Origin of the sequence: Mycetocola manganoxydans (assembly GCF_003667545.1) — a bacterium.
Lineage (GTDB): Bacteria > Actinomycetota > Actinomycetes > Actinomycetales > Microbacteriaceae > Mycetocola_A > Mycetocola_A manganoxydans.
Map to the genome: position 1 here is coordinate 81,371 of NZ_RCUV01000011.1, position 18,027 is coordinate 99,397.

Genomic DNA, 18,027 nt, shown 5'->3' on the forward strand with positions numbered 1-18,027 from the left:
CCACCGGGAGCGCCGAAAGGTTTCACGCATGTCAACGACACGTCTCACCAGCGAAACGGCTCCGGCCGATCGCGCGGGCGCGCCTCGTCGGGGCACCCTGCCACGCCGCTCGCTGAAGCGGCAGTTCTCGAAGGAGAACATCACCAAGGTCCTCTTCGTGGTACCTGCAGCGCTCTACATCCTGTTGTTCTTCGGTTACCCCGTTGTCAAGAACATCGTGATGAGCCTGCAGGACTACACGACCAAGACCTTCTTCACGGGAGAAGCGCCCTGGGTCGGCATCGAGAACTACGTCACGGTCATCTCGAGCAACCTGTTCTGGCCGTCGCTCATCAACACGGCGCTGTTCACGATCGGGTCGATCGCCGGCCAGTTCGTGATCGGGCTCGCACTCGCCGCGTTCTTCAAGCGCCGGTTCCCGCTCAACAACTTCCTCCGCTCCATGCTTCTGCTGCCGTGGCTGCTGCCGCTCATCGTGGCGAGCGCGACCTGGCGGTCCATCCTGGACCAGGACAGCGGCATCCTGAACCGGTTCCTCGGAACCCTCGGGATCGAAGCGGTGCCGTGGCTGACCGACCCGTCGGTCGCGCTGACCGCCGTCATCCTCGTGAACATCTGGATCGGGATCCCGTTCAACGTGACCATCCTCTACGGCGGCCTGCAGGACATCCCCGACGAGCTCTACGAAGCGGGCGCGCTCGACGGCGCCACGGGCTGGAAGGCCTTCTGGCACATCACCTGGCCCAACCTGCGCCCCGTCGTGAGCGTCGTGCTGCTGCTCGGCGTGGTCTACACGCTCAAGGTGCTCGACATCATCCTCGGTCTCACCAACGGAGGGCCGGCGAACGCGACCCAGACGCTCGCGATCCGCTCCTACCAGGAGTCGTTCGTGAACTTCGAGTTCGGCGTCGGTGCCGCGTTCAGCAACATCCTCATCCTCATCTCCCTGTTGTTCGCCATCATCTACCTCCGCGCCAACCGGCGCCAGGTCGACGAGTAAGGGGCCAGACATGACCATCGCACCCGTCGTTCTTCCCCAGCACGCCGCCGCCAGGCGTCGTCAGAAGGAGAACACCCGCTCCGCGGGATACACCGTGCTCGGAATCGTGTTCCTCGGGATCATGCTGTTCCCGGTCTACTGGATGATCAACGCATCACTCCAGCCCTCCGGCAACACCCTCACCGCCGACATCTTCCCGTTCAACCCGAGCTTCGCCGGATACGAGAAGGCGATCGCCGACCAGGGCCAGAACCTCGTGACGAGCCTGCTCATCTCCCTCGGTACCGTCGCGCTCAGCCTCGCCATCGCTGCCCCCGCGGCGTATGCGCTGGCTCAGTTCCGGTTCCGCTGGATCAACGTCGCCCTGCTCGCGATCATCATTTCGCAGATGATCCCCGGCATCGTGATCGCCAATGCGCTCTACGCCGCCTACAACGACATCGGGCTGCTCAACTCGATTCCCGGACTGATTCTGGCGGATGCGTCGCACGCGATCCCGTTCGCCATTCTCATCATGCGGGCATTCATGATCGGCATCCCTCCGTCGATCGTCGAGGCCGCGCGAGTCGACGGTGCGGGTCTCGTCCGGGCGTTTGTCTCGATCGTCGTGCCGATCAGCCGCAACTCGATCATCACCGCAGGACTGTTCGCGTTCCTCTTCTCCTGGAGCGACTTCCTGTTCGCGCTGACCCTCACCACCACCGAGGAGGTGCGACCGGTCACGCTCGGCATCTACCAGTACCTCGGCACACAGGTGTCGAACTGGAGCGCCGTGATGGCGACCGCTGTGCTGTCGTCGATCCCCGCGATCGTGCTGCTCATCCTCGCCCAGAAGTACATCGCTGCCGGCGCCACCGGTGGCGCCGTGAAGTAGGCCGTTCTGTTCTCGCCGCCGCGCGGCATCCGTCATTTCCACCATTCACACCGTTAGGAACACCATGTCGAACACCGAAAGCCCGATCCGCGTCGTCGTCTGGGGCGAGAACCGCCACGAGCAGGAGCAGCCCGAAGTGGCCGCGATCTACCCGGACGGAATGCACACCACCATCAAGGAGGGCATCGAGGAGAACCTCGGTACCGGCGCGTCTGTGACCACCGTCACCCTCGACGACCCGGAGCACGGACTGACCGAAGACGTGCTCACTAACACCGACGTGCTCGTCTGGTGGGGGCACGCGGCGCACTCCGAGGTCTCGGACGAAGTCGTCGAGCGGGTACACCGCCACGTTCTCGCCGGGATGGGATTGCTCGTGCTGCACTCCGGGCACTGGTCGAAGATTTTCGGCAAGCTCATGGGAACGTCGTGCACGTTGCGCTGGCGCTCGGAGGAGGACCGCGAACTGGTCTGGACCGTCGACCCGACGCACCCGATCGCCCAGGGGGTGCCGCACCCGTTCATCATTCCGCAGCAGGAAATGTACGGAGAGTTCTTCGACGTTCCCGCGCCGGACGAACTCGTCTTCCTCTCCACCTTCTCGGGTGGCGAGGTGTTCCGCAGCGGCATGACCTACAAGCGCGGTTTCGGCAAGATCTTCTTCTTCAGCCCCGGCGACCAGGACTACCCGGTGTACCACCAGAAGGAAGTGCGCCGTGTGATCGCGAACGGCGTCGAGTGGGCGGTCACCGTTCGCCCCGAGCGCACCGACCCGGTGCTGCTCCGGTACGAGACCGAAGACTTCTACAACGGCCACAATTACCAGGGAGCGATGGCGAATTGAGCACCGTCTCCTTTCCCGTTCTCGCCGGGACGGAACCGATCCGCGTCGTCCAGGTCGGCGCCGGCGGGATGGGTCGCAACTGGATCCGGCTCCTCGCCGACTCTCCGGATGTGACGCTCGTCGGCCTCGTCGACCTCAACGTCGCCGCCGCTGAGGCAGCGCTCGCCGATGCGGGCCTGTCCGGCGTTGTTGTCGGGACGAGCGTCGCCGAGGTGGCCGCGGCATCCGATGCCCAGGCGGTCGTCAACGTGACGATCCCCGCAGCGCACCACCCGGTCAACGTCGAAGCTCTGTTTGCCGGGCTGCCGGTGCTGTGCGAGAAGCCCGTTGCGCCGACGGTCGCGCAGGGGCTGTCGCTCGCTGCGGCCGCCGAGGTGAGCGGGCAGTTGCTCATGATCAGCCAGTCGCGCCGGTACTACCGCACGCTCGCCGCCTTTCGCGAGCAACTGTCGACGCTCGGCGATGTCGGCGTGATCACGACCGAGTTCTTCAAGGCGCCTCACTTCGGCGGGTTCCGAGAAGAGATGGAGCACGTGCTGCTCGTCGACATGGCGATCCACCCGTTCGACGCCGTGCGCTACCTGCTCGACCAGGACCCCGTGTCCGTGTACTGCGAGGAGTTCAACCCGAGCTGGAGCTGGTACTCCGGTGACGCCGCGGCGACAGCGGTGTTCGAGTTCTCCGGCGGAGCCCGCTACGTCTACACCGGAAGCTGGTGCGCCGACGGACTCGAAACGTCGTGGAACGGTACCTGGCGTGCGAACGCCGCCGGTGGGTCCGCGCGCTGGGATGGGGAGAACGATCCGGTTCTCGAACGTGTCGCGCCTGCTGATGGTGTCGCTCCCGATCCGGTGGCGGATGCCGTCGGGCTGGCCGGCGACGCGGCATCCGGTTCGGGTGCTGCTGCGTCAGCCGAGGAGATCGGGGGCGCGCTCGCCGAGTTCGTTGACGCGTTGCGGACCGGAACCGTTCCGTCGGGGGAGGTGCACTCGAATGTGTACAGCCTCGCGATGGTCGAGGCGGCCGTGCTGTCGTCGTCGACCGGCGCGAAGGTGCGGATCGCGGACGTGCTCGACGCCGCGTACGCCGAGGCCCTCGCCGCTGAACGCCGCCCGGATGTCACAGCTGCGCTCGAGGGGTGGGGAGTGCCGCTGGGTGTGCGCTGATCGTGGGAGGTCCGCGAGCCATCTAGATTGAGAACGTGCGCAAACGCCCCAGCATTCTGCTGCCACTGGTAGTCGGAATCGTCGCGCTCCTCGGCTTCGGCTGGCTCTGGATCGCCTTCGAGCCCGACATGTCGTCGCAGACCTCGACGATCGGCTGGGCGCTGTCCGAGATCTCCCTTGCTCTGGCGCTCGCGGTGCCCGCCGTCTGCCTGTTTTTCGCGATCCGGGCCGCGCACATCCGCCGGCTCCAGGCCCGCGAGGCGGTCGGTCCCGCCGCCGCCGGCATCGCGAAAGCCCGCGACCTGCTCTGGTCGCTCACGCACGAGCTCCTTCCGCCGACCGAGTCGCCCGGTTCTCTCCCCACGGATGCCAGGGAGCAGGTCTTCCTGCACGGCACGGTCGCGTGCGCGCGGCACAGCATTCCTGCCCCCGCGATGCGTTCACTGGTGGTGTCGGCACGGGGTGCGGGTGCATCCGGGGCGCGGCAGGTGGCCTCCGCTCGTCGTGGCTGGAGCGAACCGGACACCGCCGAGGTGGCGGCGACGGACCGGCGGATTCTGGTGCGCGCCGGGGCCGACCTGCTCGACATCCGGTACGCGGATATCACCGACATCGCCGTGGAGCCGGGCGCCGTGGTGCTGCGGTTGCACGAGGGCGCACCGATTCTTCTGACCGGCGAGGTGGCGGAGTCGCTCGCCGTGCTCGCGGTGTGGGGGAGTGTCGGCGAGTCCGCCCTCCGGCGCCATCCCGCCCTCGCGTCGCTGCGCACCTGAGGCGTAGCCTGTCCGCAAGCAGGTCGCGCCGCTATTCATGCGAATGAATAAATATGGCTCCCCGCTGTTGCACTGAGAGACCGGCTTGATTCTGGCCGGCCCCGACGAAGCCCCACGAGGGCACGAAGGAGAAATCATGACTCAGCAGTTCGCAGGCAAGACCGCCATCGTCACCGGCGGAGGATCGGGCATCGGCAAGGCCGTCGCCGTCGCGCTCGGAGCGGATGGCGCGAACGTCGTCGTCAACGACCTCAAGGCCGACGTCGCCCAGAGCGTCGTCGACGAGATCACGGGCGCGGGCGGAACAGCCGTCGCCGTCGCCGGCGACATGGGCAAACCCGACGACGTGAAGGCCGTCGTCGACGCCGCCGTCGAGAACTATGGCGCGCTGCACCTCGCCTTCAACAATGCCGGTATCGGCGGACCGCTCGGCCTCGCCGGCGACATCGAGATCGACGCGTACCTCAAGCTCATGGACGTCAACCTCCACTCCGTCTTCTACGGCATGCACTACCAGCTGCCGCAGATCGTCGCGGCCGGTGGTGGCGCGATCGTCAACACGTCGTCCATCCTCGGACTCGTCGGAGACGCCATGGCGCTCCCGTACGTCGCCGCGAAGCATGGCGTTGCCGGCATGACCAAGGCCGCAGCCATCAGCTACGCGCCGCAGGGCGTGCGCGTCAACTCCGTGCACCCCGGCTACATCGACACCCCGCTGCTCCAGGGCATGCCGCAGGAAGCATACGACGGACTCGTCGCCAAGCACCCGATCGGCCGCCTCGGCACCTCAGAGGAGGTCGCCGAACTCGTGCTCTTCCTGCTGTCCGACAAGGCGAGCTTCGTGACCGGGTCGCAGCACGCGGTCGACGGCGGTTACACCGCCCAGTAACGGATGTTCCGGCTCGGTCGGAACCCAGGCGCCGCGTGTGCGGCGCACGCTCAACAGGCGGAAACGCCCGGTTGCTCCACTCAACAGGCGGGGTCGCGCTGTTCCCAGCGCCCCCGCCTGTTGGGCGTACGCGGCACTCTGCCCAGGCCGCACTGACCGCATCCGGCGCTGCGTGGTTGGATGGGAACCATGGATTCCACGCTCAACCCCAACGCGCACATCGCCGACTTCGCCCGCTTCATCGAAGCCAGCCCGTCGTCGTACCACGCGGCCGCCGAAGTGGCCCGGCGGCTCGACGAGGCGGGGTATGCCGCGCTGAGCGAGACCGACGAGTGGCCAACCGGGGCCGGGCGACACTATGTCGTGCGCGACGGTGCGGTTGTGGCGTGGAGCCAGCCGGAGGCATCCGGCCCGACGACTCCGTTCCGGATCCTCGGGGCGCACACTGACTCACCCGGGTTCAAGCTCAAGCCGAAGCCGACGATCACCTCGCACGGCTGGCTGCAGGCAGGCGTCGAAGTGTACGGCGGGCCGCTGCTCAACTCGTGGCTCGACCGTGAACTCGAGCTCGCCGGCCGCCTCGTCACCCGCGACGGCGACGAGTATCTCGTGCGCACCGGGCCGTTCCTGCGGATCCCGCAGCTCGCGATCCACCTCGACCGCGACGCCAACAGCGGGTTGACGCTCGACCGGCAGCGGCACACGGTGCCGGTGTTCGGCGTGGGTGGTTCGGCCGATCTCGTCGGCCACCTCGCCTCGCTCGCCGGGATCGACGGTGCCGACGTCGCCGGCTACGACATCCTCACCGCCGACACCCAGGCCCCGGCACGATTCGGCATCGACGGCGACCTGTTCGCGGCCGGGCGCATGGACAACCTGTCCTCCGTCTACGCCGGCCTCGCCGCGCTGCTCAGCGCCCCCGACGCCGACCACATCAACGTTCTCGCTGCGTTCGACCACGAGGAACTGGGATCGGAGTCACGTTCCGGTGCGTCTGGCCCCATGCTCGACGACATCCTCTCGAGGATCGCGGCCGGGCTCGGAGCATCCGTCTCGCAGAAGCTGCAGGCGTACGCCGACTCCTGGTGCCTCTCCGCGGACGCGGGGCACTCGGTGCACCCCAACTACCCCGAGAAGCACGACCCCGCGAACCACCCCGTCATGGGCTCGGGCCCGCTGCTCAAGATCAACGGAACCAGCGCTACGCGACGGATGCCGTCGGCGCGGCGCTCTGGGAACGCGCGTGTGCGTCGGCTGAGGTTCCGTACCAGGAGTTCGTGTCGAACAACACGGTGCCGTGCGGCTCGACTATCGGGCCGCTGACGGCGACGCGGCTCGGGATCCGCGTGGTGGACGTCGGGGTGCCGCTGCTGTCGATGCATTCGGCGCGCGAACTGGCCCATGTGGACGACCTCGTGGGCCTGTCGCGGGCGATCGGCGCGTTCTTCGCGGGGGCGTGAAGCCCCCGCGCCGCCCTTCCCCTGCATTCGGGCGGTAAATCGTGGGGTCCATCGTCTATACGCGGACGGACCCCACGATTCACCGCCCGAAAAGTTCGCGGCCTAGCGTTCAGGGCGCCCGCCGCTCCAGCCGTGCCTCCAGTTCGGCCCGATCCGCGAGGAACCACACGTGGTCGCCGCGGTTCGACTCCCAGACGAAGTCCCGCAGGGCACCACTTGCCTCGACGTGAGCGGCGATGTCGCCGAGGATCGCGAGGGTGATCCGGTAGTTCACGAGCTTCTGTGCAACCTCACCGGCGAGCCCGGAGCTCAGGCGGAAGAACCCCGCATCGAGGCGGGAGGCAGGGATCGCGACAACCGTTGCTTCGTGCCCCCAGGCATCCCCGATGAGGTCGTTCGCCTGATCGGGTCGCGCGATGAGCGGGCCGTCTCCGTCGAGGAGCAGCACGCGGGTGCCGGTGAAATCGAGAGCTTCCATGGCGACAGGCTAGAGCCGCGCGACCGCGGCCGCACCCGTGTTACGCCGGCAGGCCCGAACCGCAAGCCCGGGCCTGTGCACAGGTCGGCTGCCTAGGCTGGGCCTATGACCACGGAATCCGCCACCGAGCAGAGCACGCCAGGAAGCTACGTCGAACCGGGCGAGGAATACACCCGCGACACGAACTACATCGAGGACCGCATCACGCGCGATGGCCGCGACGGCTGGCCCGTCGAAGCCGGCCGGTATCGCCTCGTCGCGGCGCGCGCGTGCCCCTGGGCGAACCGCACGGCGATCGTCCGCCGGCTGCTCGGACTCGAGGATGCCATCTCGCTCGGCATGCCCGGTCCCACCCATGACGCCCGCAGCTGGACCTTCGACCTCGACGAGGGCGGGGTTGACCCCGTGCTCGGGATCCACCACCTGCAGGATGCGTACTTCCGCCGTTTCGCGGACTACCCGCGGGGCATCACCGTTCCCGCTGTCGTGGAGGTGGCATCCGGGAAGGTGGTCACCAATAACTTCCCTCAGATCACGCTGGATTTCGAGACCGAGTGGACCGAGCACCACCGAGACGGCGCCCCCGACCTCTACCCGGAGCACCTCAGGGCCGAGATCGATGAGGTCAACGACCTGATCTTCCGCGACGTGAACAATGGCGTGTACCGCGCAGGGTTCGCTGGGTCCCAGGAGTCGTACGAGAAGGCGTACACCCGCCTGTTCGACCGGCTCGACTGGCTCGAGGAGCGGCTGACCACCCAGCGCTACCTCGTGGGTGACACGATCACCGAGGCGGACATCCGCCTCTTCACGACCCTCGCCCGCTTCGACGCGGTCTACCACGGGCACTTCAAGTGCAATCGCAACAAGCTCACCGAGATGCCGGTGCTCTGGGCATACGCGCGCGACCTGTTCCAGACGCCGGGCTTCGGCGACACGACCGACTTCGTGCAGATCAAGCAGCACTATTACATCGTGCACTCCGACATCAATCCGACCGGGATCGTTCCCGCCGGTCCGGATGCCTCCGGCTGGCTCACCGAGCACGGCCGCGAGTCGCTCGGTGGTCGTCCCTTTGGTGAGGGCACCCCGCCGGGTCCGCCGCTCGAGTCGGAGCGCGTGCCTGCCGGGCACGGCGCCGAGTAGATCGCGGCGGGACGGCGCCTGCCGGTCGCGGTCCTGTGCCGCGTTTTCACTCGTTGCGGACGGGTTCACTCGGTACGCCGAGTGTATCCGTCCGCAGTGAGTGAATTCGTGCGCGTGGGGCGGATGCCGTCGCGTCGCGTGCGGAGCGGCATCCGTTCGCGTGTCGGGCCCCGCTGTGCCGCGTTTTCACCCGTTGCGGACGGATCCACTCGGTACGCCGGGTGTATTCGTCCGGAGTGAGTGAACCGGCGCACGAACCCTTGCATCTATAAGTACGCGCTGATATGTTAGGGCCATGGACACCAACATCACACAACTCCACGCAGTCACCGACGCCCAAATTCCGGCGGTCCACCGCACCGTCAGCAAGCGCGAGGTCGGCGGCGACGACGCGCGCGTCGTGATGCTCACCCAGACCTACCCGTCTGCGCAGGCGGAGGTCTGGAACGCCATCACCACCCAGGACCGCATCTCGCGCTGGCTCGGCCCGATCTCGGGCGACTTCCGGCTCGGCGGCCGCTACCAGATCGAAGGCAACGCCGGCGGTGAAGTGCTCGAATGTGCCGAGTCCGACCGCATCCACATCACGTGGGAATTCGGCGGCGACGTCAGCTGGGTCACCGCGACGCTCACGAGCGGCGGAGAGAACGAGACCACCGTCGAGATCGAGCACGTCGCCCACGTCAGCGACGAGGACTGGAAGATGTTCGGCCCGAGCGCCGTGGGAATCGGCTGGGATTCCATCCTCCTCGGCCTCACCCTCCACCTCGGCTCGGGCGCGAGCCTGAAACCCGAAGAGGCGGCCGCGTGGATGGAGTCGGAAGACGGCATCCGATTCATGACCCGCAGCAACGACGGATGGCGCGAAGCCAACATCGACGCCGGTGAAAGCGAAGCGGATGCCACGGCGGCGGCCGCGCGCTGCCTCGCCGCGTACATGGGAGTGGAATCGGGCCCGGACGCCTAGTGCACGCCTTCGACATCCTCGGGGATCCTGTTCGGCGCCGGATCCTGGAACTCCTCGCCGGGGGCGAGCTGCCCGCCGGCTCGATCGTCGACGCGATCGCTGACGAGTTCGGGATCAGCCAGCCCGCTGTCTCGCAGCACCTCAAAGTACTGCGCGAGAGCGGGTTCGCGACCTCCCGCAGCGAGGGCCGTCGGCGGATCTACGCCGTCGAGGCCGAACCGCTGCAGGAGGTTGATGAGTGGCTGGCCCACTTCCGTGGCTTCTGGACGCAGCGCCTCGACGCCCTCGGCACGGAGCTGATGCGCGGCAAGCGCTCGGGCTGACTGGCGCCGATCAGCCGAACAGGTCGGCGATCCAGCTTTCCTTCTTGTTCCTGCGGTATCCGTCGCGATTGTTGTATCGGCGATCGTCGTCATCGTCCCGATCCCGGTCGCCGTCGTTCCAGTTCCAGGACGGACGCTCGCCGTACTGGGGTGCCCGCTGCTGCGCTGCCGGGGGGACCATCGGAGCGGCGGGTGCGTTCTTGGCCAGGTCGTTCTCGGCGCGCTCGATGATCTTGTCGAGCTCCCCGCGGTCGAGCCACACGCCACGGCATTCGGGGCAGTAGTCGATCTCGACGCCGCTGCGTTCGCTCATGACGAGGGTGGTTGAGTCAGTCGGGCACTTCATGTTGTCCTCCAAGACGACGGTTGCCGGATCATCCTAGGCAAGCCGCTCCCGCTGAGCCTGAGAATTCACGTCGGGCAGGGTCGGGACACCGCCGCCGTCCCGCGCCGGCACACAAGCGCTAGTTCCTGAGCGCGCCCTCGATGACCGAAATGACCTCGGGGGCATCCGGAACGGTGGTCGGCCGGAACCGGTGCACCTCATCGTCTGGCGTGATCACGAACTTTTCGAAGTTCCATTTGATCTTGCCCGCCTTGCCACCGGCATCCGGGGTCTTGGTCAGTTCGTCGTAGAGCGGGTGAGCGTTCTTGCCGTTGACCTTGGTCTTCTCGAACAGCGGGAAGGTCACGCCGTGGTTGATGCGGCAGGTCTCTTCGATCGACTCGCCCTCGCCCGGCTCCTGGAAGAACTGGTTGCTCGGAAAACCGAGCACGATGAAACCGCGGTCGCGGTACTTCTGGTACATCGCCTCGAGGGTGTCGTACTGCGGCGCGAGCCCACACTTCGATGCGACGTTGACGACGAGGACCACTTTGTCCTGGTGCTCGGCGAGGGTCGTGGTGGATCCGGAAATCGTGGTCAAAGGAATGTCGCGAAGGCTCATGGTCGCGACACTATCGACGGATGCTGTGCGGCCGCCGCAAACTTGCACTCTCCCGTTTCGCGTGTCCCGCCACCCCATCTCCGGCGTGGGCTGGGCGTCGGGCGAATCTAGGATGAGGGGATGCCAGCTCCCGTCATCCTCGTGCACGGCCTCCGTACCTCCGCGACCCTGTTCCGGGCGCAGGTCCAGGAGCTCACGCGGCTCGGAATCCCGGCGGATGCCATCGACCTGCCCGGTCACGGCCGCAGGCTCGAGGAGCGTTTCACGCTCGATGCCGCACTGACGTCGATCGACGATGCGGTGACGCGAGCGGAAGCATCCGGTTCGAAGCCGTATCTGGTCGGATTCTCACTCGGTGGATACCTCGCGATCGAATGGGTCGCACGCAACCCCGGCCGGGTCGCCGGTTTGCTCGCCGCGGCGTGCGCGACCGTGCCGCACCCGGTCGTGATGCACACCTGGCGGGGGATCGCGAAGGTGATCCACAGATTTCCGGATCGCGGCCGGGCGCTCAACGACTTCGCGGTGCGCCTGCTCGTGCCCGAGCCCGGCGCGACCGACGTGATCGCCGGGGGAGTTGCCCTCGAGGTCATGGACGACGTGCTGCTGTCACTGCTGACGCTGCGTCCCGTCGAGCGCCTCCGCGAGATCGAGGAGCCCGTGCTCTTCGTCAACGGCAAGCTCGACCACGTGCGTGCGCACGCCCGTCGCTACCTTGCTGCAACGCGCAACGCCCGGCTCGTGACGATCCCCGGTGCGAGCCACATGGTGAGCGTGGTGCGACCGGTGCAGTTCACCGAGGCCCTGCTCGAGGGTTACCGCGAGGCGACGGGCGCGCCCGCCTGACCGCGAGTTGCCCACTCTCGCGGGTGCACGGCGCTCCGCACCCGCCAAGGTGGGCAACTCGCGAAGCGGATGCCGCTACTTGCGACCCGACGACGGACCCCGCGTCGCGAACCGCTGCTGCAGCAGGACGGCGACCACGATGATGAGACCCTTCGCGATGGCCTGCACCGACGTGTCGAGGTTGTTCTGCGTGAACACGTTGATGAGCGTCGCGAAGATCAGCACGCCGAGGACGGTGCCCACGATCGTTCCGCGACCACCGCTGAGCAGCGTGCCACCGACGACGACCGCGGCGATGACATCCAGCTCCACGAGCGTGCCGTGCGTCGACGTTCCCGCCGTTGTGCGCCCGAGCATCATGACCGCGGCGATTCCGGCGGTCAGGCCGGAGAGCGTGTAGACGTAGACGAGGTGGCGTTTGACGTTGATGCCGGCGAGGCGGGATGCTTCGGCGTTGCCACCGATCGCGACCGTGCGTCTGCCGAACGTCGTACGGTTCAGCAGGAACCAGCCGGCGATGGCGACCACGGCGAAGATCCAGATCAGCACGGGGACGCCAAGGACGTTTGCACGCACGATGTCGAGGAACTCGTTGTTCGCGACGATCTGCGTCCGCCGGCCAGAGATGAGCTCGGCGAGTCCACGTGCGCCGACGAGCATCGCGAGGGTTGCCATGAACGCGACCACCCGGCCGTAGGCGATGATCATGCCGTTGACGAAGCCGGCGGCGGCGCCGACGAGAAGGGCGATCACGATCATGAGCAGCCAGGAGAATTGCGCCGACGCCAGCTGCACGGCACTGAGACTCGCGACGACGGTCGCGAGGCCCATCACCGATCCCACCGACAGGTCGATGCCGCCCGTGGTGATCACAAAGGTCATGCCGATCGAGATCACACCGACGATCGAGGCGTAACGGATGATCGTGAGCACGTTGTTGATGTCGGCGAACCGGTCACCCGCGGTGACGGTTCCGATGATGATCAACACCAGCAGTGCGATCACGAGGCCGAGGTTACGGCCGGCCGACCCGCCGAGGAAGCGCTTCAGGGCGCTGGGCCGATCGGACTGCTGTGACGCACCCGGAAGCGGCTCGGCATCCGTGAGGATCGTGGTTTTCTGCTCGCTCACGCGGCACTTCCTTTCATGACCAGGTCGAGCACGTCGGACTCGTCGATGTCGCCGGCGTTTCTCGTGGCGAGGACGTCGCCGTCGCCGATGACGAGCACCCGGTCGGCGAGACCGAGCACCTCCTCGATCTCGCTCGAGACCACGACGATGGCTGTTCCTTCGGCGGCGAGCCGCCGGATGAGGGCATAGATCTCAGCACGCGCGCCGACGTCCACGCCACGCGTCGGCTCGTCGAGCAGCAGGACGCGTGTTCCGTGCACCAGCCAGCGGGCGAGGAGGATCTTCTGCTGGTTGCCGCCCGAGAGCGTTCGGGCCGGTCGGTCGGGATCGTCCGGCCGGAGCTCCAGGGCGGCAATCTGTTCACGCGCGGCGTTCCGTTCGGCGCGTTCGTTGAGGACCCCGCCGCGAGCGAAGCGCGCGAAGGTCGACAGGGTCACGTTCTTGAAGATCGGCTCGTCGAGGATCAGGCCCTGGCTCTTGCGTTCCTCCGGCGAGAAGCCCATCCCGGCGGCAACCGCGGCGCGCACCGATCCGGACGCAAGGGTTCTTCCCTGAACGGCAACGGTTCCGGATGTCGCCTTCCGCGCCCCGTAGATCGTCTCGAGGATTTCTGATCGACCGGAGCCGACCAGGCCGGCCAGGCCGACGACCTCACCGGCACGCACGGTGAAGTTCACGTCGGAGAACGACCCGCGCAGGTTGAGGTAACTGACCTCAAGAAGGATGGGTGCATTGGAAGGGACCGGGACGGCATCCGGGAAGACGTTTTCGACGTCCCGGCCGGTCATCAGCCGGATCAGGTCGCGCGTCGGTGTCTCGGAGACGGCGAGCCCGCTCGCGGTGCTGCGGCCGTCCTTGATGACGGAGATGCGGTCGCCGATCTGGCGGATCTCCTCGAGCCGGTGCGAGATGTAGACGACGGCGATGCCCGAGCTCGTCAGCTCCCGAATCACCCGGAACAGGTTCTCGACCTCACCCGAGTCGAGCACAGCGCTCGGCTCGTCCATGATGATGAGCTTCGCGTCGCGGGAGAGCGCTCGCGCCATGCTGACGATCTGCTTGGTCGCGGCCGAGAGGCGGCCCACTTCGGTCGACGGCGGGATGTCACCGTGCCCGAGCCGGGTGAGGAGTTCGCGGGTGCGCCGGTTGGCATCGCCGACACGGAGCACCCCTGCCCGGGAGAGTTCGTGGCCGAGGAAGATGTTCTCCGCGATGGTGAGCCCGTCGACGACATCGAGCTCCTGATACATCGTCGCGATGCCAAGGTCGAGCGCGGACTGGGGGTCGGAGATGGTGACCGGTTGGCCCTGCCAGAGAATCTCTCCGCCGTCGGGCTGGTGCACTCCGGAGAGCGTCTTGATCAGGGTGGACTTGCCTGCACCGTTCTGGCCCAGAACGCAGTGCACTTCTCCGGCACGAACGGTGAGGTCCACTCCCTTGAGGGCGTGCACGCCGGCGAACGACTTCGTCATTCCGCGGACGTCGAGCAGCAGCGCATGGTCGTCATCGATCATGAGCGCAATCTAACACACATATGACGATGAACAAGAATAAGTCCGTCGATTTCGTTGTTACTTCTGCTATGGTGGCCGAGTCAACGTCGACATGTCCTTGAGGATCCAACAGCACCCTGGGTCCGCGAACCTCCTCGTTGGCACCTTGCGAACGACCTATTGGAGGAATTCATGCTTTCACCCAGCACTCGGCGACGGATGCTCGTGGCCGCGGGCGCGTCACTCGCCGCCGCCCTGGTTCTGACCGGTTGTACTCCTGGAGGAGACACCGGCACCGATGTGGAGCCCACCGGCGCATCCGCTGAAGACAACGAGGCGGAGGGTGACACCGTCGTCATCGGCTTCTCCGGCCCCGCCGCCGACCACGGCTGGCTCGGCGCCATCAACTCGGCGGCCATCGCCGAGGCCGAGAAGTACCCCGACATCGACCTCAGGGTTGCCGAGGGAACGAACGACGCGAACCTCCAGATCAGCCAGGTCGAGGGATTCATCAACGACAAGGTCGACGCGATCGTGTTGCTCCCGACCGACGGCGCCGCGCTGACCGAGGTGGCGATCGAGGCCATGGAAGCGGGAATTCCCGTGATCAACGTCGACCGCGAGTTCTCGAGCACCTTCGCCGCCCGCGTCACCATCCTCGGTGACAACTACGGCATGGGCGTCTCGGCCGGCACCTACATTTGCGAACAGCTCGGCGACAACCCGGATGCCGTCGTGGCCGAAATCGCCGGAATCGACTCGCTCCCGCTGACCCAGGACCGCACCCAGGGCTTCAACGACGCGCTCGCGGACTGCGGACTCGAGGTCTCGAACCGCGTTGCCGCCGACTTCACGATTCAGGGTGGCGAGGCAGCGACCTCGCAGTTGCTCTCCGCAGCTCCGCAGATCGACGCCATCTGGAACCACGACGACGACCAGGGTGTCGGCGTCCTCGCCGCCATCGACGCCGCCGGACGCGACGAGTTCTTCATGGTCGGCGGCGCAGGATCCGCCAACGCGATGCGGGAGATCGAGTCGGGTGACAGCGTGCTGCAGGCGACCGTCATCTACCCGTCCACGCAAGCCGCCGACGGCATCCGTCTCGCTCGTCTCGTTGCCCAGGGCAAGGCCATGAGCGACCTCGTCGAGATCGAGGTTCCGAACCGGATCGTGCTCAACGCACCGGTCGTCACCTCGGAGAACGTGGACAAATACCTGCCGTCGGCTTTCGAGTCGTAGGCGAAAAGGGGCGGGATGCTCACGAGCATCCCGCCCCTTTTGCTGGTTTCCGCCAGCTGCTTAACTGAAACATCGCCCGGGTTTCGGCCCCCGCCAGAAAGAGGAAACGTGCCAGACACCCCCACACTTCGCATCGCCATGATCGGCTACGGCTTCATGGGCGCCGCCCACTCACAGGGCTGGAGGGTCGCCCCGCGGTTCTTCGACCTGCCGGCGAAGCCGGAGATGACGCTGATCGTCGGCCGCAACGCCGAGAACACCGCGGCAGCCGCGGAGAAGTTCGGCTGGGCCGAGACGGCGACGGACTGGCGGGATGCTGTCGCTCGCGACGACATCGACGTGATCGACATCGTCACCCCCGGTGACTCACACGTCGAGATCGCGATCGCGGCGCTCGAGGCCGGCAAGCACGTTCTGTGCGAGAAGCCGCTCGCGAACACCGTCGAAGAAGCGCGCGCGATGGCGGAGGCTGCCGAGAAGGCAGCGGCCAGGGGCGTCTACGCGATGGTCGGATTTACCTACCGCCGGGTGCCGGCAGCGACCTACGCGCGCGACCTCGTGGCATCCGGTGCGCTCGGTGAGATCCGGCAGGTGCGCGCCAACTACCTGCAGGACTGGCTCGTCGACCCCGAGGTTCCGCTTGCCTGGCGGTTGCAGAAGCACCTCGCGGGCTCCGGCTCGCTCGGCGACATCGGTGCGCACGCGATCGACCTCGCCCAGTTCATCACCGGGCAGAAGCTCACGAGCGTGAGCGGCATGCTCGAGACCTTCGTGAAGCAGCGCCCGATCCTCGCCGAGGCATCCGGGCTCTCCGGCACCGCATCCGACGAGATGGGCGACGTCACGGTCGACGACCTCGCGCTGTTCACCGGGCGGCTCGACGGGGGGGCGGTCGGCTCGTTCGAAGCTACCCGGATGTCGACCGGGCGCAAGAACGCGTTCCGGATCGAGGTTTCGGGTTCGAAGGGCGCGATTTCGTTCGACCTCGAGAACCTCAACGAACTCGGCTTCTATGACGCCACGGCGCCGGCCGGTCAGCAGGGCTTCACGCGCATTCTCGTCACTGAGCCGGAGCACCCCTACATGGAGGCGTGGTGGCCCACCGGCCACATGCTCGGGTACGAGCACGGCTTCAGCCACCAGGCCCGCGACTTCGTTGTGGATGTGATGGGCGGCACCCAGCCGACGCCGTCGTTCGCCGACGGTCTGCAGGTGCAGCAGGTACTCGAGGCCGTCGAGCACAGCGCTGAGTCCGGGAGCGCGTGGACCGCGATCTCCGGCACCGACTGAGCCAGCGGCATCCGTTTCCTCGAATCGAACTTGACCAAGGAGTAATTCATGGCACGACCAGTTACGTTGTTCACCGGCCAGTGGGCCGACCTGCCGTTCGAAGAAGTTGCGCGTCTCGCCTCCGGGTGGGGATACGACGGGCTCGAGATCGCCTGCTGGGGTGACCACCTCAATCCGTGGCAATGGGATGACGAAGAGTACGTCGCAGGCAAGCTCGCGGTGCTCGAGAAGTACAACCTCAAGGTGTTCACGATCTCGAACCACCTCAAGGGCCAGGCCGTGTGCGATGACCCGATCGACCAGCGACACCGCGACATCCTCCCCGACGTGGTCTGGGGAGACGGCGACCCCGAGGGCGTTCGGCAGCGCGCGGCCGAGGAGATGAAGAACACGGCGCGGCTCGCGGCGAAGCTCGGAGTGAAGACGGTGACCGGGTTCACCGGGTCGTCGATCTGGAAGTACGTCGCGATGTTCCCGCCCGCCTCCGAGGCGATGGTCGAGGCCGGCTACCAGGACTTCGCTGACCGCTGGAACCCGATCCTCGACGTGTTCGACGAGGTCGGGGTGCGGTTCGCACACGAGGTTCACCCGTCCGAGATCGCGTACGACTACTGGACGACCGTCCGGGCACTCGAGGCGATCGGGCACCGTGAGGCGTTCGGCCTCAACTGGGACCCGTCACACATGGTGTGGCAGGACATCGACCCGGTCGCGTTCCTCTGGGACTTCCAGGACCGGATCTACCACGTGCACTGCAAGGACACGAAGAAGCGACTCGGCAACGGCCGCAACGGTCGGCTCTCGTCTCACCTGCCGTGGGCAGACCCGCGTCGCGGCTGGGACTTCATCTCGACCGGGCACGGTGACGTGCCGTGGGAGGACGCGTTCCGCATGATGAACGCGATCGGTTACGACGGTCCGCTCTCGGTGGAGTGGGAAGACGCCGGCATGGACCGTCTCGTCGGCGCACCGGAAGCGCTCGAATTCGTGCGCAAGTTCGCGTTCGCTGCTCCGGATGCCGCCTTCGACGCGGCGTTCAGCACGAAGTAGGTCGTTCGATCGGTCCGGAAGGGTTGTTCCCGTTTGGGCGAATTCTAGGTAGTCACGCAACACCGGTGTTTGTGTGTGGGTTTAAGAGTAGTTTGTCGAGTCGTTCGGCGG

18 protein-coding genes and 1 pseudogene are annotated in these 18,027 nt (G+C 66.7%); 14 read left to right on the forward strand and 5 right to left on the reverse strand.

Annotated elements, in window-relative coordinates; all coding sequences use genetic code 11:
- Positions 1-28: 28 nt before the first annotated feature.
- The 7 genes and pseudogenes from D9V29_RS10795 to D9V29_RS10825 all read left to right on the forward strand — a co-directional run bounded on the left by D9V29_RS10795 (position 29) and on the right by D9V29_RS10825 (position 7,006).
- Positions 29-1,000 (forward strand): carbohydrate ABC transporter permease, encoded by a 972-nt coding sequence (locus D9V29_RS10795; RefSeq protein WP_121673331.1) that lies wholly within the window; start codon positions 29-31, stop codon positions 998-1,000.
- A 121-nt stretch (positions 1,001-1,121) separates the two neighbouring features.
- On the forward strand, positions 1,122-1,874 hold the full coding sequence (locus tag D9V29_RS10800; protein ID WP_229790533.1) for a carbohydrate ABC transporter permease: 753 nt from the start codon (positions 1,122-1,124) through the stop codon (positions 1,872-1,874).
- A 64-nt stretch (positions 1,875-1,938) separates the two neighbouring features.
- Entirely contained in the window at positions 1,939-2,718 is a 780-nt protein-coding gene (locus tag D9V29_RS10805; protein WP_121673333.1) for a ThuA domain-containing protein, read from the forward strand.
- Positions 2,715-3,884, forward strand: a complete 1,170-nt coding sequence (locus D9V29_RS10810) for a Gfo/Idh/MocA family protein (RefSeq protein WP_229790530.1) — start codon at positions 2,715-2,717, stop codon at positions 3,882-3,884. The genes D9V29_RS10805 and D9V29_RS10810 overlap by 4 nt, the downstream gene beginning before the upstream one ends.
- Positions 3,885-3,919: 35 nt before the next feature.
- The gene (locus D9V29_RS10815) at positions 3,920-4,657 is read left to right on the forward strand and encodes a hypothetical protein (protein ID WP_121673334.1); all 738 of its coding nucleotides are present in this window, start codon (positions 3,920-3,922) and stop codon (positions 4,655-4,657) included.
- Positions 4,658-4,793: 136 nt separating this feature from the next.
- A complete protein-coding gene (locus tag D9V29_RS10820) occupies positions 4,794-5,546 on the forward strand; it encodes an SDR family NAD(P)-dependent oxidoreductase (RefSeq protein WP_121673335.1) in 753 nt (250 codons plus the stop codon).
- 189 nt (positions 5,547-5,735) lie between these two features.
- Positions 5,736-7,006, forward strand: a pseudogene (locus tag D9V29_RS10825) (M18 family aminopeptidase).
- Positions 7,007-7,115: 109 nt separating this feature from the next.
- Here the strand turns inward: D9V29_RS10825 and D9V29_RS10830 are convergent.
- Positions 7,116-7,484: a DUF4180 domain-containing protein gene (locus D9V29_RS10830; protein ID WP_121673336.1), complete on the reverse strand. Its 369-nt coding sequence runs from the start codon at positions 7,482-7,484 to the stop codon at positions 7,116-7,118.
- Between the two features lie 105 nt (positions 7,485-7,589).
- Here D9V29_RS10830 and D9V29_RS10835 point away from each other — a divergent pair, with 105 nt between their 5' ends.
- The 3 genes from D9V29_RS10835 to D9V29_RS10845 all read left to right on the forward strand — a co-directional run bounded on the left by D9V29_RS10835 (position 7,590) and on the right by D9V29_RS10845 (position 9,920).
- Positions 7,590-8,630 carry a glutathione S-transferase family protein gene (locus D9V29_RS10835; RefSeq protein ID WP_121673337.1) on the forward strand — a complete coding sequence of 347 codons (1,041 nt, stop codon included), beginning with the start codon at positions 7,590-7,592 and terminating at the stop codon, positions 8,628-8,630.
- 295 nt (positions 8,631-8,925) lie between these two features.
- Positions 8,926-9,597: an SRPBCC domain-containing protein gene (locus D9V29_RS10840; RefSeq protein ID WP_121673338.1), complete on the forward strand. Its 672-nt coding sequence runs from the start codon at positions 8,926-8,928 to the stop codon at positions 9,595-9,597.
- Positions 9,597-9,920, forward strand: coding sequence for an ArsR/SmtB family transcription factor (locus D9V29_RS10845; RefSeq protein ID WP_121673339.1), 324 nt, complete (start codon positions 9,597-9,599; stop codon positions 9,918-9,920). Before D9V29_RS10840 ends, D9V29_RS10845 begins: the two co-directional genes overlap by 1 nt.
- Before the next feature lie 10 nt (positions 9,921-9,930).
- Here the strand turns inward: D9V29_RS10845 and D9V29_RS10850 are convergent, their stop codons facing one another.
- Together D9V29_RS10850 and D9V29_RS10855 are read right to left on the reverse strand one after the other, a co-directional pair.
- Entirely contained in the window at positions 9,931-10,266 is a 336-nt protein-coding gene (locus D9V29_RS10850) for a TFIIB-type zinc ribbon-containing protein (protein ID WP_121673340.1), read from the reverse strand.
- 118 nt (positions 10,267-10,384) lie between these two features.
- The gene (locus D9V29_RS10855; RefSeq protein WP_121673341.1) at positions 10,385-10,867 is read right to left on the reverse strand and encodes a glutathione peroxidase; all 483 of its coding nucleotides are present in this window, start codon (positions 10,865-10,867) and stop codon (positions 10,385-10,387) included.
- A gap of 120 nt (positions 10,868-10,987) precedes the next feature.
- Between D9V29_RS10855 and D9V29_RS10860 the strand changes: the two genes are divergently transcribed.
- Complete coding sequence (locus D9V29_RS10860) at positions 10,988-11,713, forward strand: alpha/beta fold hydrolase (RefSeq protein WP_121673342.1); 726 nt, start codon at positions 10,988-10,990, stop codon at positions 11,711-11,713.
- A gap of 75 nt (positions 11,714-11,788) precedes the next feature.
- Here the strand turns inward: D9V29_RS10860 and D9V29_RS10865 are convergent, their stop codons facing one another.
- Positions 11,789-12,844, reverse strand: a complete 1,056-nt coding sequence (locus tag D9V29_RS10865; RefSeq protein ID WP_121673343.1) for an ABC transporter permease — start codon at positions 12,842-12,844, stop codon at positions 11,789-11,791.
- Positions 12,841-14,316 carry a sugar ABC transporter ATP-binding protein gene (locus D9V29_RS10870; protein ID WP_121673356.1) on the reverse strand — a complete coding sequence of 492 codons (1,476 nt, stop codon included), beginning with the start codon at positions 14,314-14,316 and terminating at the stop codon, positions 12,841-12,843. The genes D9V29_RS10865 and D9V29_RS10870 overlap by 4 nt, the downstream gene beginning before the upstream one ends.
- Positions 14,317-14,529: 213 nt before the next feature.
- Between D9V29_RS10870 and D9V29_RS10875 the strand changes: the two genes are divergently transcribed.
- The 3 genes from D9V29_RS10875 (at position 14,530) to D9V29_RS10885 (ending at position 17,916) form a co-directional block, all read left to right on the forward strand.
- Positions 14,530-15,576 carry a substrate-binding domain-containing protein gene (locus D9V29_RS10875; RefSeq protein WP_121673344.1) on the forward strand — a complete coding sequence of 349 codons (1,047 nt, stop codon included), beginning with the start codon at positions 14,530-14,532 and terminating at the stop codon, positions 15,574-15,576.
- Between the two features lie 138 nt (positions 15,577-15,714).
- Complete coding sequence (locus D9V29_RS10880; protein WP_121673345.1) at positions 15,715-16,866, forward strand: Gfo/Idh/MocA family protein; 1,152 nt, start codon at positions 15,715-15,717, stop codon at positions 16,864-16,866.
- A 48-nt stretch (positions 16,867-16,914) separates the two neighbouring features.
- The gene (locus D9V29_RS10885; RefSeq protein WP_121673346.1) at positions 16,915-17,916 is read left to right on the forward strand and encodes a sugar phosphate isomerase/epimerase family protein; all 1,002 of its coding nucleotides are present in this window, start codon (positions 16,915-16,917) and stop codon (positions 17,914-17,916) included.
- Positions 17,917-18,027: the final 111 nt, after the last annotated feature.